The sequence below is a fragment of the Burkholderia sp. S171 genome (genome assembly GCF_009766085.1).
Taxonomy (GTDB): Bacteria; Pseudomonadota; Gammaproteobacteria; order Burkholderiales; family Burkholderiaceae; genus Caballeronia.
In genome coordinates this window covers 1-15,380 of the sequence record NZ_LMUF01000057.1, presented here as the reverse complement: position 1 = coordinate 15,380, position 15,380 = coordinate 1, and the positions used below count along the sequence as shown (strand labels likewise).

Below are 15,380 nucleotides of genomic sequence, written 5' to 3'. Positions count from 1 at the left end.
GCGGCGCTTACTGTGCGCCGAGGTTCTTGATCAGCACATCGAGTTGCGCCATTTCATCTTCGGTCAGATCGGTCAGTGGTGCGCGGACAGGACCGGCGCTGCGGCCAATCAGCTTCGCGCCCGCCTTGACGATACTCACCGCATAACCCGCCTTGCGGTTACGAATCGCGAGGTACGGCATGAAGAATTCGTCGAGCAGACGGCCGGTCGTCGCGTGATCCTGCGAGGCGACCGCTTTATAAAACTCCATCGCGGTCTTCGGAATAAAATTAAACACCGCCGATGAATACACCGGCACGCCCAGCGCCTTATACGCTTCCGCATACACCTCGGCCGTCGGCAAGCCGCCAAGGTACGAAAACCGGTCGCCCAGCCGGCGACGGATCGTCACCATGTTTTCGATCTCGCCCACACCGTCCTTGAAGCCGATCAGGTTCGGGCAGCTATCGGCGAGCCGTTCGAGCATGTCGGCGTTGAGCTTCGAATTAGCGCGGTTATAGACAATCACACCAATATTCTTTACCGCCTTGCACACCTGTTCGACGTGCGCAGCAATGCCTTCCTGGCTGGCTTCAGTCAGGTAGTGCGGCATCAGCAAAATACCGTTCGCGCCCAGCCGTTCGGCCTCCTGCGCATAAGCGATCGCAACCCGCGTCGCGCCGCCCGCACCGGCGAGGATCGGCACCTTGCCTTTGCAGGTTTCCGTCGCTGTGCGAATCACATCCGAATACTCGCTCTGCGTCAGCGAGAAAAACTCGCCCGTGCCGCCAGCCGCAAACAACGCCGTCGCGCCATAGGGCGCAAGCCACTCGAGACGTTCGGCGTAGGTGTCGGCGCGGAAGTCGCCTTGTTCGTCGAAGTCGGTCAGCGGAAAGGACAGCAGCCCTTCGGAAACGATTTGCTTGAGCTCTTGAGGTGTCGTCATGATCGGTCGTGAATTGGTTTTGGGGTAAGTCGATGCATTTTGAGAAAATCAGCGCACGAGGCACGGGCGCTTGTTGTCGAAGGTCCAGTTCGGAATCAGGTACTGCATCGCGATGGCGTCATCGCGGGCGCCGAGACCGTGTTCCCGATACAGCGCGTGGGCTTTCTCGAGTTCGTCCATATCGATATCCACGCCCAATCCCGGCCGCGCCGGCACCTTCACTTTGCCGCCCACGATCTGCAGCGGTTCGCGCGTCAGGCGCTGGCCGTCTTGCCAGATCCAGTGGGTATCGATGGCAGTAATCTTGCCGGGCGCCGCCGCCGCGACGTGCGTGAACATGGCGAGCGAAATGTCGAAGTGATTGTTCGAATGCGACCCCCACGTAAGCCCCCACTCGTTGCACATTTGCGCCACGCGCACCGAGCCTTGCATCGTCCAGAAATGCGGATCGGCAAGGGGAATGTCCACCGATTGCAACTGGATCGCATGGCCCATCTGGCGCCAGTCGGTCGCGATCATGTTGGTCGCCGTCGGCAAGCCCGTGGCACGGCGGAATTCAGCCATGACCTCGCGGCCGGAATACCCGTTTTCGGCACCGCACGGGTCCTCGGCGTAGGCGAGCACGTGATGCTGGTCGCGGCACAGGCGCACGGCTTCGGACAGCGACCACGCGCCGTTCGGGTCCAGCGTCACGCGGGCGTTGGGGAAGCGTTCGGCGAGTGCCGTGACCGCTTCGATTTCCGCATCGCCCGAGAGCACGCCGCCCTTCAGCTTGAAGTCGTTGAAGCCATAGCGCGCGTGCGCGGCTTCCGCCAGTCGTACGACGGCTTCGGGTGTCATCGCTTCCTCGTTGCGCAGGCGGGTCCAGTCATCGGTGGCGTCGGTCCCGGCGGAGTAGAGCAGATCGGTCTTGTTTCTATCGCCGATATAAAACAGGTAGCCGAGCATTTCCACTTCATCGCGTTGCTGGCCTTCGCCGAGCAAAGCCGCGACGGGCACGCCCAGATGCTGGCCGAGCATGTCGAGCAACGCAGCTTCGAGTCCGGTCACGGCATGGATGGTCGTGCGCAGGTCGAAGGTTTGCGTGCCGCGTCCGCCTGCATCGCGATCCGCGAATTGCTTGCGCGTGGTGTTGAGCACGGCATGAAGATTGCCGATCGACTGGCCGACGACGAGCGGACGCGCGTCGTCGATCGTCTTGCGGATGGTCTCGCCGCCCGGCACTTCGCCCACGCCCGTGTGACCCGCGCTGTCACGCAGGATCACGATGTTGCGCGTGAAGAACGGGCCGTGCGCGCCGCTCAGGTTCAGCAACATGCTGTCGCGGCCGGCAACCGGGATCACGCGCAGTTCGGTGACGGTGGGCGTGGCGTTCGCAGCGGTTGAAACGCTTGGGTTCGTGGACATGGACGTGGTGGGTATGAGTTGATCGAGGGCTCGCGAGGGAGCTCGTGAAGGGCTTAAGCGGCGCGGGTTGGATTCGGTTCGGAAGCGTGTTCGGGGCGGCCGGTCATCCGGTCCTTCGCGAAAAACGCGATTGCAGCCGCGATGAGCGACGCAACGCCCAGCCCATAAAGGCCGCCCGATATCGAGCCCGTATGTTGCTGCAGATAGCCGAACGCCGCTGGCGCGAAAAAGCCGCCCAGATTGCCGACGGAGTTGATCAACGCGATCACGCCGGCCGCGACGCGTACATCGAGGTATCCCTGTGGCAGCGGCCAGAACAGCGACGCCGCCGCTTTGAAACCGATCGCAGAAAAGCAGATGGCGACGAACGAAAAGACCGGGTTCGCCGACGTCGATGCAAACAGTCCGCAGGCGGCAATGACCAGCGCGAGCGCGAGCCACGCTTGCTGGAAGCGCCATTTCGCCGACAACATGGCGAAGCAGTACATCGCGAACATGGCGATCAGCCACGGCACGGCGTTATAGAGGCCGACCTGAAAATCGCTCAGGCCGCCCATCTTGCGGATGATGGTCGGAAGCCAGAACGTCGCTGCATAAATAGTCAGCTGGATCGCGAAATACAGCACGCAGAAGAGCACGATCTGCGGGTCTTTCAATAGTTTTGTGATCGGCAGATGCGCGTTGCCGGCCGCTTCCCGCTCCGCCTGTTCGCGGGCAATAGCGGTGCTCAGCGCCTGTTGTTCTTGCGCGGTGAGCCATTTGGCATCGCGGGGATGGGACTTGAGCATGAACCAGCTCACACCGCACAGCACGATCGAAAACATCCCTTCGACCAGGAACATCCACTGCCAGCCATGCAGGCCGAAACCGCGTATTGAGAGCAGGGCGCCTGACACGGGCCCTGATAACACCGATGCCAGCGCCGAGCCGCCCAGAAAGATCGCGACCGCCTTGCCGCGCTCTTTTTGCGGCAGCCACTGCGTGAAGTAATACACCACGCCCGGAAAAAAGCCGGCTTCGGCCACGCCCAGCAGGAACCGCATGACGTAGAACGACGTGTCGTTCCAGGTAAAGGCCATCGCGCCCGCCACCAAGCCCCACGTGAACATGATTCGCGTGAGCCACGCGCGTGCGCCGAAGCGCGCCATCAACACGTTCGACGGCACTTCGAACAGCGCGTAGCCGATGAAAAACAGGCCGCTTCCCAACCCATAGGCCGCTGCGCCAATCCCGAGGTCCGTCTGCATATGCGTGCTGACGAAGCCGATGTTCACCCGGTCGATGTAGTTCGCGATGAACATGATCAGAAAAAGCGGCAGCACGTGGCGTTTAACTTTTGAGGCCGCCGATGTCAGCGCGTCGGATTGCGATAGAGCGAGATCGGGTGTCACGAATTCCTCTCCGGATGGCGACCGGTCAGTTCCAGGCTGTCATCGCGAACGCTCATGCGGGTGGGCACCGGCGAGGAGGTTCGCAATTTTCAACGTGAGATACGTTGTCTGATGACATTTTAAGAGCGAGAAGAGAACTGTAAAAATGGGTGTTAACCCGAAAGTGCCGTGTGTTTCTGGATTGAAAGGCTGATGATTACATCACTCATGTGGACGAGATTATGAATTAAAGTCGGACGTCAGACAAGATAATGGGCGTTAAGAGATTTGTCGGGGTGGGACGGGGGGGCTGCGTGATGTGGCTGCAGCGCCCGTCCGCCTGCTTGCGAGATTGATGCGTCCGCGCTTAGTTTGGTGGTTCGCGCCGGTCACGCCTCTCGGCGCCCTCGGCGGACACAAATAAGCGGGTGCTAAGCATGCCCTTTCAGCCGTTCGCTTCGCTTGACTGATTCGCGCGGCGCAACCGTTCCCGGCTGTTCGACAAATGCATGCGCATGGCGGCGCGCGCACTTTCGGCGTCGCGTCGCGTGATGGCTTCGAGAATGCTCTCATGTTCGAGATTGACGAGCGAGACGTACGCTTTCGGGTCCGCTTTCGCGATCCCCGCTGAGTCGATGCGGTTGCGCGGGATCAGGGCGGTGCCCATCTGGGTCAGGATATCGACGAAATAGCGATTTCCAGTCGCCTGGGCGAGCGCTATGTGGAACTGGAGGTCGGCGGCGACGCTGTCGCTGCCGTTGCGGCTGGTGGCTTCTATCGCGTCGAGTGCCGCTCGCATGCGCACAAGATCTTCCGGCTGTGCGCGTTGCGCTGCCAGGCCGGCACATTCGGTTTCCAGGCTGATGCGCAATTCGAGCACGGACAACACGTCGCGCAGCGTCGTGGCCGGCACCATGTCGATACCCAGTTTCTCGCGGCGTGGTTCCAGCACGAAACTGCCAATGCCATGACGTGTTTCGATGACCTCGTTGGCCTGCAGGCGAGAAATGCCCTCGCGCACGACGGTGCGGCTCACCCCGAGCGTCACCATGAGTTTTGCTTCGGTGGGCAGTTTGTCGCCTGGCTTCAGCGCGGCGGATTCGATCTGTTCGATCACGTAGTCGAACACGCTCTCCGCCAGGTTACGGGCGCGTCGGGGTGTCACGACGGATGTGAGGGATTCGACCATCAGAAACGCTCCTTGGGGCAGCCGGCTGGCGATGTCGTAGTTCGGAAATGCGGCGGATAGACAGATTATACCGTTGTCTGACGACTATCAATTTTAAAGATTGGTGGAGGTGGGTGGTCGGAGTCTCCTCGGGCACGATGGAACCAGGTGAGCCAGGGGGAGGGGAATTGAGCGAGGCCTCTGCTTCGAGTCTTTTAACGTGGCAGCGAAGGGCGCGCTATATGTCGGTTGGGTATCGACGTGGAGTCGGCGCAGTATCCAGCCTTCATGGGGACCCCGTGCGTTCGTTCTGCGCCGGGGTCCGGCAGGGCCCTCCCATGCGCAGCGGTCAGATCTCCCAGTCTTCGACGCTTAAGCCCGACACGTTTTGGAACTTGCGCATATTGTGAGTCACGAGCGTGAGCGATCTCGCTAGAGCCTGCCCTGCAATCAAGACATCGTAGGGCCCGATCGGTGTTCCGGCCGAAGCGAGCTGCGCGCGCACTTCACCGGCGTGGCGAGCGTCTTCCGGATCGAAGTCGAGAATTTCGAATTGCAGCGCTTCAACGCGCCTGAGATTGTCGGCCGCATGCCGGCTCTTGTAAGCGCCGAAATAGAGTTCATGAGCGACGATCGACGGCATGGCGAAATCCCGCGGCTGGTGCTGACGGAGCCGCGTCAAAAAACCGGTATGTCCCTTCATCAAGGCGATAACGGCATTCGTGTCAAGCAAATAATTCACTTAAAAAAAGTCCAAATCCGGGCGGTCCTGTTCCGGTAGCTTCTCGCGTACGGCTTCGGCAAAGTCGTCGTCGAGCGGACCAACGACCGAATTCAACCACGTCCAATCGTTAGCAATCGGTTCGAGAATGATCGCGCGGCCATGACGGCGAATTCGCACTTCCTCGGCATCCAGCCGAAATTCCTTCGGCAGGCGCACGGCTTGGGACCGGCCCGACCAAAAAACCTTTGCGGTATCCATAAGGACCTCACGATTTGGTATATAGCAAAAGTATATACCGCTGAATGTTGGCTTGGTGAGCCGACAGCTGCTATCGGATGCGCGGGATGCGCTCGTTGATGACCGTGCATTTCGCTGCTGGATCGATCGTGCAATATCGTTAGCAGTGCGTGAAAAAGCGAGCGGAGAATTTTCAGAGGCGCCCGGCCGATTTGCCTCGACCGAATGGAACCGATGACACAACAAATCGATCCATGCGCCCTTTCGGCGTAAGCCATTCTGAATCTCGCGAAAACGTAGGCAGGCGTCGAACGTCAGCGCAAGTTTGACAACTTGATTTGTGATGCCTGGAAATGCAAAAAGCCCAATCTTTCGATTGGGCTTTTCGAGCTTAAATCTTTTTGGCTCCTCGACCTGGGCTCGAACCAGGGACCTACGGATTAACAGTCCGGCGCTCTACCAACTGAGCTATCGAGGAACATCTGCAGCAGAGAAACGAAATTATATGGAGGGGAATCTAACCTGTCAACACCCTGCGTTCATCTCAATTCAAAAAGTCACAAACAAGCGAAGCGTTACCATGAGCGACGACATGCGGCGCTTCAGGCTCAACGCGCCAGCAGTTCCAGCTTGTCTTTCACGTCCTTGAATTCGTCGGCTTCGGGCAACGGCGCCTTGGTCTTGGTAATGCTCGGCCAGCCGCGCGACAAGTCGGCGTTCAGTTCAATGAAATGCTGTTGATCACCGGGAACATCTTCTTCGGCATAGATTGCATTGACTGGACATTCGGCGACGCACACGGCGCAGTCGATGCACTCGTCAGGATCGATCGAGAGGAAGTTGGGACCTTCGCGGAAGCAATCCACCGGGCACACGTCCACGCAATCGGTATAGCGGCACTTAATGCAGCTTTCGGTCACAACGTGAGTCATTCAGGCTCCTGCATACGGAATTCGTGGGGCGGCGGCGAGGGCGACATAAAGGTCGGGGTTCAACCAGCGAACCGAGCGTCTCAAACGGAGCTTCTCTATTCGGGGCTGTATATAACCCGACTGTGCACGATCTGCGCGCCAAAACCGATATTGTAGCGTACCGGTATATTTGAGCGCGACCCCGGGCCAGAAGGCCTTATATCGTTTAGTGATTTGTTTATGGGCCGCCGATGGGCTTCCATGCACATCCTGTCCAGCGTGTTCGGGCAGAGCGTGGAAGGCGCTCCGGGCGGACACTTCGGGTAACATGCGCTGGAGGCCGCCGGGGGCAAAGCATCCAGTGCGTCGGGGCGTGCCGGGTCCGTTTGCGGTTTCATCCCCGCTCTTGTGGGCGGTTCTACCGCGCCTTCACCCGTTTTCCTAGCCGTTCGTCTGGAACCATGATTATCCATTCGCTGCTCGATACCGATCTCTACAAGTTCACGATGATGCAGGTCGTGCTGCATCACTTCCCGGCGGCAAACGCGGAATACAAGTTCCGCTGCCGCACGCCGGATGTCGATCTCGTGCCGTATATAGATGAGATACGCGACGAAGTACGCCAGCTCTGCCATCTGCGCTTCAAGGAAGAAGAGCTCGAATATCTTCGCCGGATGCGCTTCATCAAGAGCGATTTCATCGACTTCCTCGCGCTCTTTCATCTCAACGAGAAGTCCGTCACGATCAAGCCGTCCGCCAAGCAGAACGGCGAGATCGACATTGATATTGTCGGGCCGTGGCTGCATACCATCCTGTTCGAGATCCCCATCCTCGCCATAGTCAACGAGGTCTATTTCCGCAACACGCAACGCGAACCGACCTTCGATACCGGCCGCGACCGCCTGCGCGACAAGATCCAGTTACTCCGCGGCCGTCCGGAAGTCTCAGACTGCAAGATTGCCGACTACGGCACCCGCCGCCGGTTCTCCAGGCAGTGGCAAGAGGAGGTCATCCTCAAGCTGAAGGAAGGCCTGGGCGAACAGTTCACGGGCACGAGCAACGTCTACTACGCCATGAAGCACGGCTTGCGTCCGCTCGGGACCATGGCGCACGAATACCTTCAGGCTTGCCAGGCGCTCGGCCCGCGGTTGCGCGATTCGCAGGTCTTCGGCTTTGAGATGTGGGCGAAGGAGTATCGCGGCGACCTGGGTATTGCGCTCTCGGACGTCTATGGCATGAAGGCGTTCCTGAACGACTTCGACATGTACTTCTGCAAGCTCTTCGACGGCGCCCGCCACGACTCCGGCGATCCCTTTGACTGGGGCGAACGCCTGATCCGCCACTACGAAGAGAACCGTTGCGACCCGCGCACCAAGGTGCTCGTCTTCTCCGACGCACTCGACATTCCGAAGGTCCTGCGCTTATACGAACGTTTCCACGGCCGCTGTCAGCTCGCTTTCGGCGTGGGCACGAACCTGACCAACGACCTGGGTTATCAGCCGCTGCAGATCGTGATCAAGATGGTTCGCTGCAACGGCCAGCCCGTGGCCAAACTCTCCGATTCCCCCGGCAAGAACATGTGCGATGACCAGGCTTATCTTGCTTATCTGCGTCAGGTGTTCGACATCGCTAAACCCGTGGACGAACTGTAACCCGCGCGGGTGTTCTTGAGCTCCGGTGCTGCTCAGCGTTAGCCGTTTGGTCAAGGGTATTCGAGCGCGAGCGCTCGTTATAATCAAGTCCTTGATCGACGCACAGGCCAACGAGGACAGCATCATGAATACATCGGCCGCAAGCCGGAACTCAAGCGAGCAGGGCTTACGGTTGCGCGCTCCGGCCGCAGTCGCCGCCAGCGGTGTTCGCGCATGAGCGGATCAGTGAACATGCGACGCTTATGGCAAGGGCTGGTGCTCCTCTTGTCGCCGTTGACTGCATCCGCGGCGTCTCTTGATGGCGCCACGCTGTCTCCGCTGTGGGGGCTTCCGTTCGCCGGCATTCTCCTATCCATCGCGATCGTGCCGCTGATCGCGCCGCACGCCTGGCATCGTCATTTCGGCAAGATATCGGCGGCCTGGGCGCTCGTGTTCCTGGTGCCTTTTGCGCTTGGCTTTGGTACGCAGATTGCATTCGCGACCTTCGTACATGCCATGCTGGAAGAGTATGTGCCGTTCATCGTCCTGCTCACTACGCTCTTCACCGTCGCGGGCGGTATCTGCTTGCATGGCGACCTGCATGGGTCCCCTCGCCTGAATACCGGGCTGCTCGCGCTTGGCACGGTGCTCGCCAGCATCATGGGAACGACGGGCGCGGCCATGCTGCTGATTCGCCCGCTGCTGCGTGCCAACGAACAGCGCAAGCACGTTGTGCATCGCGTGGTGTTCTTCATCTTTCTCGTGGCCAATGCCGGCGGGTCGCTCTCGCCACTCGGAGATCCGCCGCTGTTCCTCGGCTTCCTGAATGGAGTGAGTTTTTTCTGGACGACGGTGCATCTCTTCGCGCCAACGCTTTTTATCTGCGTGGTTTTGCTGGCGCTTTTCTACGTGCTCGACCGCTATTACTTTGCGAAGGAAGAAGTGGTGCATCGGAGTGAAGTGAAAACACCATTAAGCGTGGACGGCAAGATCAATTTCCTTTTGCTCGCGGCGGTGATCGCGCTCGTGCTGATGAGCGGCTTGTGGAAACCGGGCATCGAGTTCGATGTATTCGGTACGCACGTCGCGTTGCAGAACGCCGTGCGGGATGTGCTGCTCGTCGTGGTGACGCTCCTGTCGCTCATGCTCACGCCGAAAAGCGCGCGCGCCGGCAATGCGTTCAACTGGGGGCCTATCGAAGAAGTCGCGAAGTTGTTCGCCGCCATCTTCATCACCATCGCGCCCGTGATCATGATCCTGCGGGCGGGTGCGGACGGTGCGTTCGCCGGCATCGTGCATTTGGTGACCGATGCAAGCGGCAAACCAATCGACATTGCGTACTTCTGGGCGACCGGTTTGCTGTCATCGTTCCTTGACAACGCGCCGACTTATCTCGTGTTTTTCAATCTTGCCGGCGGCGATGCTCCAACGCTGATGACAACTGGCGCCACCACGCTCGCCGCCATTTCGGCCGGTGCTGTGTTCATGGGCGCGAACAGCTACATAGGCAATGCGCCCAACTTCATGGTCAAGGCGATTGCTGAATCGCGCGGTATTGTCATGCCGGGATTCTTCGCGTATCTCGGCTGGTCGACAGTCATTTTGCTGCCCCTTTTCCTGCTTACGGGATGGTTGTTCTTTTAGGAGAAGTCGATGAAGAAAGTGCTGGTTGCCCGCCCCATTTTCCCGGACGTGATCGAACGTCTCCGGCAGTATTTTGAAGTCGATGCCAATCCGGGCGCACCGCTTGCCGCCGACGAATTCGCGCGCCGCATGGCGGATCGCGATGGCGCTTTGCTTGCAGGCGATCCCGTCACGGCGAAGGTCCTTGAAGGCGCCCCGAATCTGAAGGTCGTGTCGAATATGGCCGTGGGTTACAACAACTTCGACATGCATGCGTTGAACGCGCACGGCGTGCTCGGGACCAACACGCCTGACGTATTGAACGAAAGCACAGCGGACTTTGGCTGGGCACTGATGATGGCCGCCGCACGGCGTATTGCGGAGTCGGAGCATTTCCTGCGCGCGGGCAAGTGGGGCACATGGTCCTACGACGCGTTCCTCGGTACCGACGTATGCGGCGCTACGCTCGGCGTGCTCGGCATGGGACGCATCGGCCAGGCGCTCGCCCGGCGCGCGCGCGGATTCAACATGCGCGTGATTTATCACAACCGTTCGCGCGTCGCGCCGGAGATCGAGGCGGAACTGAACGCGGAGTATGTATCGAAGGCTGACTTGCTGAAGCGCGCCGACCACGTCGTGCTGGTGCTGCCGTACACCGCAGAGAATCACCACACTATCGGCGCGGCTGAACTGGCGGCCATGAAACCCACGGCTACGCTGACGAACATCGCACGCGGCGGGATTGTGGACGACGCCGCGCTGATCCATGCGTTGCGTAACAAGACCATCGCAGCCGCGGGACTCGATGTCTTCGAAGGCGAGCCGAATTTCAATCGCGATTTCCTGACGGTGCCGAACGTCGTGCTGACGCCGCATATTGCGAGCGCGACCGAATCCACGCGCCGGGCGATGGCGAACCTCGCGGCGGACAACCTGATCGCCGCGCTGGGTGAAGGGCCGCGCGCAGGTAATCCACCGAACCCGATCAATCCGGACGTCCTGAAGAAATGACCATGTTGTTGCTGTTGAGCGTGGGTGTCGCCGTCCTCGCGATCGCTTTGGTGATCACGTTGATGCTGTTGTTGCGGCCGAAGCGCGATACAGAGGTCGAGGAGCAGTTCGAGGCGCTGTCCGATCGGATTATCGATATGGGCGAAGCGCATGCGCGCGCCCAGGAGCGGCTTGAACGTAACGTGCGGGGCGAAGTAACAGAAACGTCCCGTGCTTCGCGTACCGAGGCGGGTACAGCGTTCGCTCAATTCCAGCAGACGCTCGCGACGCAACTCGCGAGCATGGCGAACGTGCAGAACACGCAGCTTGAGGCGTTCTCCCGGCAACTTGTCACGCTGACGGAAAGCAACGCGCTGCAAAGCCAGCACGCACGCGACGAACAAAGCCAGGCGCTGAAGCGTTTCGGGGATGCGCTCACGCTGCAGCTCGCGCAGATGTCGGAGTCGAATGACCGCCGTCTGAGCGAAGTGCGCGCAACGCTCGAAGCGCGGCTGAAGGATATTGAAGCGAACAACGCGGCGAAGCTTGAAGAAATGCGCCGTACCGTCGATGAAAAGCTGCATGCCACGCTGGAGCAGCGGCTTGGCGAATCGTTCAAGCTGGTGTCGGACCGGCTTGAACAGGTACATCGCGGATTGGGGGAAATGCAGACGCTGGCGGCGGGTGTCGGCGATTTGAAGAAGGTGCTGACCAACGTCAAGACGCGTGGGACTTGGGGCGAAGTGCAGCTCGAATCGCTGCTCGAGCAGTTGTTGACGCCGGATCAGTACGCGAAGAATGTCGCGACCATCCCGAAGAGCAATGATCGCGTGGAGTTCGCCATCAAGCTGCCCGGTCGTCACGACGCGCCGGGCCAGAGCGGCGCGAATGCGGTGGCTACGCCGGTGTGGCTGCCTATCGACGCCAAGTTTCCGCGCGAGGACTACGAACGTCTGATCGATGCGCAAGATCGAGCAGATGTGGTCGCGGTCGAGGAAGCGTCACGCGCGCTGGAGGGACGCATTCGCGCGGAAGCGAAGGCGATTGCACAGAAGTACGTCGCGCCGCCGCACACCACGGACTTCGCGTTGTTGTTCCTGCCGACCGAGGGCCTGTATGCGGAAATCCTTCGCCGTCCGGGGCTGACCGATTTTCTGCAACGCGAATACCGGGTGAGCGTGACAGGTCCGACCACGTTGACTGCGCTACTGAACAGCTTGCAGATGGGTTTCAGGACGCTGGCAATCGAGCAGCGTTCCAGTGAAGTCTGGCAAGTGCTCGGCGCGGTGAAAACGGAGTTCAGGAAGTTTGGAGAAGTGCTGTCGAAGACGCGATCGCAGCTTGAAGCGGTGACGCGGTCTATTGAATCGGCGGAAACGCGTACACGACAGATGAGCAAGAAACTGCGTGATGTGGAAGCGTTGCCGGGCGAGCAGGTGGCCAACCTGCTCGGGGATGAACGTGAAGAACCCGGCGCTTAGTCGGCAGCGGGCGAAGCCAGCGTAGCGAGCGCGTCGCCGGTGATGCGCACGATGCGCCAGTCGGGCAGCACCGTTGCGCCCATCTTCTCGTAGAAGCCGATGGCGTTCTGATTCCAGTCGAGCACGGTCCATTCGAAGCGGCCGCATTGACGTTCCACCGCAAGAGCCGCCAAAGCGCGCAGCATCTTCGTGCCAAGTCCGCTGCCGCGAATGGCCGGCTTCACATACAGGTCTTCCAGGTACAAGCCACGCTTGCCGAGAAAGGTTGAATAGTTCTGGAAGAACAGCGCGTAGCCCACTATGCGTCCGTCCTCTTCGGCCACCATGGCTTCAGCGCACGGCCGCGCGCCGAACAGCGCGTCGTGCACGCCGCCCTCGGTCGCAATGAACATATGCATGAGCTTTTCAAACTCGGCCAGCTCGATCATCAAGGCGAAGATCGCGCCGACATCGGCGGGGGCGGCGGGTCGGATCTGAGCGCTCATCATGCCTCTTCCGGGGCGTCGGACAAGACGATCTCAATGCCGCCGAATCGTGACGCCACCCAGTTGTATGCGTGACATGCAATCCACAGCAAGATGAAGCCAAGGATCGCATTGAGCAGCAGCGCGCTTGTCACGGTGCTCAGCTCGACCGAGCCGTATCGAAAGAAAGCGACCAGTACGCCCAGCAGCACGATTGGCACGCTGAAGGTGAGGTACACGAGAATCAGCGCTTTGGCGGTTTGCCCCGGCGCGATGAACGAAATCTGTTTTTTCATGAAGGAAAAGCCCCGTCAGTCATAGTGCAATGCATTCGAACCATCCGTTTTAGCCGCTTAAGTCGTGGCAGCGCGGCGGTTCAGGTTCTTGAGGTTCAGGTTCTTGAAGCAGGTTGTCGAAGCGCCTTTGAAACTAGATCAGGCCGTCGAATGGCAGGATATCCACGCTGTCGCCTGCATCGATATTTCCTGCGTCGTGCTTCAGGACAATGAAGCAATTCGCTTCGCTCATTGAACTCAGCACGCCCGAGCCCTGCGGCCCGGTTGTCACCACATGCCAGCGCCCGGCGCTGTCCCGGCGTGCAATACCGCGTTGAAACTCCGTGCGCCCGGCGCGCTTGTTGATCGGTTGCGAACTCGTCGCCACTATCAAAGGCAGCGAAGAGGGCGTCGCGCCCGACATGGCGAGCAGCGCCTCGCGCACGATGAAATAAAACGTTGCCATCACCGCAACCGGATTTCCCGGCAAGCCAAAGAACAAGGCAGATTCGCCTTCGCCCGGACGCTTGCCCGACCACAGGCGGCCGAACGCGAGCGGCCGGCCGGGACGCATCGCGATCTTCCAGAACGCCACGTCGCCAAGCGCGTTCATCAGGTCGCGCGTGAAGTCGGCATCGCCTACAGACACGCCGCCCGAACTGATCACCACGTCGGCGTCCTGCGTAGCTTGTCGCAACGCCCGTTCAAGCGATGCACGATCGTCGCGCACAATCCCCAGATCCACCGGTTCCACGTTCATCCGGCGCAGCATCGCGAAGAGGGTATAGCGGTTGCTGTCGTAGACGCAACCCGGCGCCAGCGCTTCACCAACGGAACGCAATTCGTCGCCGGTTGAAAAAAACGCGACACGCAAGCGCCGTTGCACCGCAACGTTACTAATGCCCAGCGACGCAAGCAAACCAAGATCCGATGCGCGCACAATCCGGCCCTTGCGCAATGCTGCCTGGCCTTGCGCGAGATCTTCGCCCGCGAGCCGTCGATTCGCACCGCGTACGAGATGCGCCGAGGCGAACGTAACGGCATCGCCTGTGCGCTGCACGAGTTCTTGCGGCACGACGGTGTCGCACCCCGGCGGAATGAGCGCACCGGTCATGATGCGCACGCATTGCGCGGCCAGCGGACGGCCTTCGAACGGTTGCCCGGCGAGCGCGGTACCCGCGACCGTCAAGCGAAGCTGTACATCGTCCGATCCATTCAGCAACGCCGCGCCATCGAACGCATAACCGTCCATGGCCGAGTTGTCGTGCGAAGGAACGTTGATTGGCGAGATAACGTCTTCTGCCAGTACTCGATCAAGCGCGTCGAAAAGACTCACCTGCTCCACCTCGGTACGACCGCGCGGCAACGCCCACTGGCGCACGATCTCCTGGGCCGCGCTGACGGGCAGCGCGTTCGGATCGTACTCGGCGACGCAGCTCGAAAAGTGCCTGGGTGTGTTCATTGATGGATAAAGCGGAAGTCGCGACGCAAAGCCCGCGGGCGCACCGGTAAAAAGGGTTGGCACGTCGAGGATGCTGGCGCAGCCGCTGCCTTAGTCGCTGCAAAGCGGCGCTGACGAAGCCGAGGCCTCGCCGCACACCGAAGCATGGAGCGAAACGAACCTGTGCTTAGTTGCGCTCGAGATCGGCTAGCTGCTGCAAATCGTTGACATTGTAAAACGCACGGTCGTTGGCGAAGGTCACATCTACCGCCTTGTGGCGTGCGTACCACGCGCGGACCTTGCGTTCGCCGGCGCGGATAAACGCGTCGAGATCGTCGGTCAGGGACGCGCGCATCAACGCGAAAACGGGGTGCACGTGGCGGTCGCCCGTGGCGTCGATGACTGCTGCCATCGCGATATCTGCTTGTCCGTCGCTCAAGCCTTCGAATAGCCGTTCGGCCAGATGAGGATCCACGAACGGCGCGTCGCAGGGCACGAACAGCACGAATTCAGTTTGCGCTGCATGCAACGCCGCCGATATTCCCGCAAGCGGGCCGGGAAAATCGGGGAAAGCATCGACAATGACCTTTGCCTGGAACGGCATGCCAAGCTGCGCGTAGATTTCGAGGCTGCGATTCGCGCTGATCAGCATCGCGCCGCATTGCGGCTTCAGCGCCCGCAGCGCATGGAGCGCAAGCGGTTCAAGGTTGAGCGGCTGGAGGCCTTTATCGAC

Annotated in this window: 15 protein-coding genes and 1 tRNA gene; 4 read left to right on the top strand and 12 right to left on the bottom strand. The window is 60.3% G+C overall.

Going from position 1 to position 15,380, the window contains the following annotated elements; translation table 11 throughout:
* Positions 1 to 7: 7 nt before the first annotated feature.
* The 8 genes from kdgD to fdxA form a co-directional block, all read right to left on the bottom strand.
* On the bottom strand, positions 8 to 925 hold the full coding sequence (gene kdgD / locus GSQ93_RS32460; RefSeq protein ID WP_158940032.1) for a 5-dehydro-4-deoxyglucarate dehydratase: 918 nt from the start codon (positions 923 to 925) through the stop codon (positions 8 to 10).
* A gap of 48 nt (positions 926 to 973) precedes the next feature.
* On the bottom strand, positions 974 to 2,332 hold the full coding sequence (gudD, locus tag GSQ93_RS32455) for a glucarate dehydratase (protein WP_158940031.1): 1,359 nt from the start codon (positions 2,330 to 2,332) through the stop codon (positions 974 to 976).
* 53 nt (positions 2,333 to 2,385) lie between these two features.
* Positions 2,386 to 3,633, bottom strand: a complete 1,248-nt coding sequence (locus GSQ93_RS32450; protein ID WP_158940127.1) for an MFS transporter — start codon at positions 3,631 to 3,633, stop codon at positions 2,386 to 2,388.
* 514 nt (positions 3,634 to 4,147) lie between these two features.
* Positions 4,148 to 4,891, bottom strand: coding sequence for a FadR/GntR family transcriptional regulator (locus tag GSQ93_RS32445; protein ID WP_158940030.1), 744 nt, complete (start codon positions 4,889 to 4,891; stop codon positions 4,148 to 4,150).
* A 328-nt stretch (positions 4,892 to 5,219) separates the two neighbouring features.
* Positions 5,220 to 5,612: a type II toxin-antitoxin system VapC family toxin gene (locus GSQ93_RS32440; protein WP_158940029.1), complete on the bottom strand. Its 393-nt coding sequence runs from the start codon at positions 5,610 to 5,612 to the stop codon at positions 5,220 to 5,222.
* The gene (locus GSQ93_RS32435; protein WP_158940028.1) at positions 5,613 to 5,852 is read right to left on the bottom strand and encodes an antitoxin; all 240 of its coding nucleotides are present in this window, start codon (positions 5,850 to 5,852) and stop codon (positions 5,613 to 5,615) included.
* Between the two features lie 381 nt (positions 5,853 to 6,233).
* A tRNA-Asn gene (locus tag GSQ93_RS32430) sits at positions 6,234 to 6,309 on the bottom strand.
* Positions 6,310 to 6,439: 130 nt separating this feature from the next.
* Positions 6,440 to 6,763, bottom strand: coding sequence for a ferredoxin FdxA (gene fdxA / locus GSQ93_RS32425; RefSeq protein ID WP_158940027.1), 324 nt, complete (start codon positions 6,761 to 6,763; stop codon positions 6,440 to 6,442).
* A gap of 440 nt (positions 6,764 to 7,203) precedes the next feature.
* On the opposite strand from fdxA, the gene pncB reads away from it, so the two are divergent.
* The 4 genes from pncB (at position 7,204) to rmuC (ending at position 12,467) form a co-directional block, all read left to right on the top strand.
* Complete coding sequence (gene pncB, locus GSQ93_RS32420) at positions 7,204 to 8,394, top strand: nicotinate phosphoribosyltransferase (protein ID WP_158940026.1); 1,191 nt, start codon at positions 7,204 to 7,206, stop codon at positions 8,392 to 8,394.
* 231 nt (positions 8,395 to 8,625) lie between these two features.
* Positions 8,626 to 10,017, top strand: coding sequence for a sodium:proton antiporter (locus tag GSQ93_RS32415; protein ID WP_254074183.1), 1,392 nt, complete (start codon positions 8,626 to 8,628; stop codon positions 10,015 to 10,017).
* Between the two features lie 9 nt (positions 10,018 to 10,026).
* Positions 10,027 to 11,007, top strand: coding sequence for a D-glycerate dehydrogenase (locus tag GSQ93_RS32410; protein ID WP_158940024.1), 981 nt, complete (start codon positions 10,027 to 10,029; stop codon positions 11,005 to 11,007).
* A gap of 2 nt (positions 11,008 to 11,009) precedes the next feature.
* Positions 11,010 to 12,467: a DNA recombination protein RmuC gene (rmuC, locus tag GSQ93_RS32405; protein ID WP_158940126.1), complete on the top strand. Its 1,458-nt coding sequence runs from the start codon at positions 11,010 to 11,012 to the stop codon at positions 12,465 to 12,467.
* Here the strand turns inward: rmuC and GSQ93_RS32400 are convergent.
* The 4 genes from GSQ93_RS32400 to mobA form a co-directional block, all read right to left on the bottom strand.
* Complete coding sequence (locus GSQ93_RS32400) at positions 12,464 to 12,952, bottom strand: GNAT family N-acetyltransferase (protein WP_158940125.1); 489 nt, start codon at positions 12,950 to 12,952, stop codon at positions 12,464 to 12,466. The two genes, rmuC and GSQ93_RS32400, sit on opposite strands and share 4 nt — an antisense overlap.
* Entirely contained in the window at positions 12,952 to 13,227 is a 276-nt protein-coding gene (locus GSQ93_RS32395; protein WP_031363462.1) for a hypothetical protein, read from the bottom strand. The genes GSQ93_RS32400 and GSQ93_RS32395 overlap by 1 nt, the downstream gene beginning before the upstream one ends.
* Positions 13,228 to 13,360: 133 nt before the next feature.
* Positions 13,361 to 14,668: a gephyrin-like molybdotransferase Glp gene (gene glp / locus GSQ93_RS32390; protein WP_158940023.1), complete on the bottom strand. Its 1,308-nt coding sequence runs from the start codon at positions 14,666 to 14,668 to the stop codon at positions 13,361 to 13,363.
* A 166-nt stretch (positions 14,669 to 14,834) separates the two neighbouring features.
* Positions 14,835 to 15,380 (bottom strand): molybdenum cofactor guanylyltransferase MobA (mobA, locus tag GSQ93_RS32385; RefSeq protein WP_158940022.1); only part of this gene is annotated, 546 nt, incomplete at its 5' end.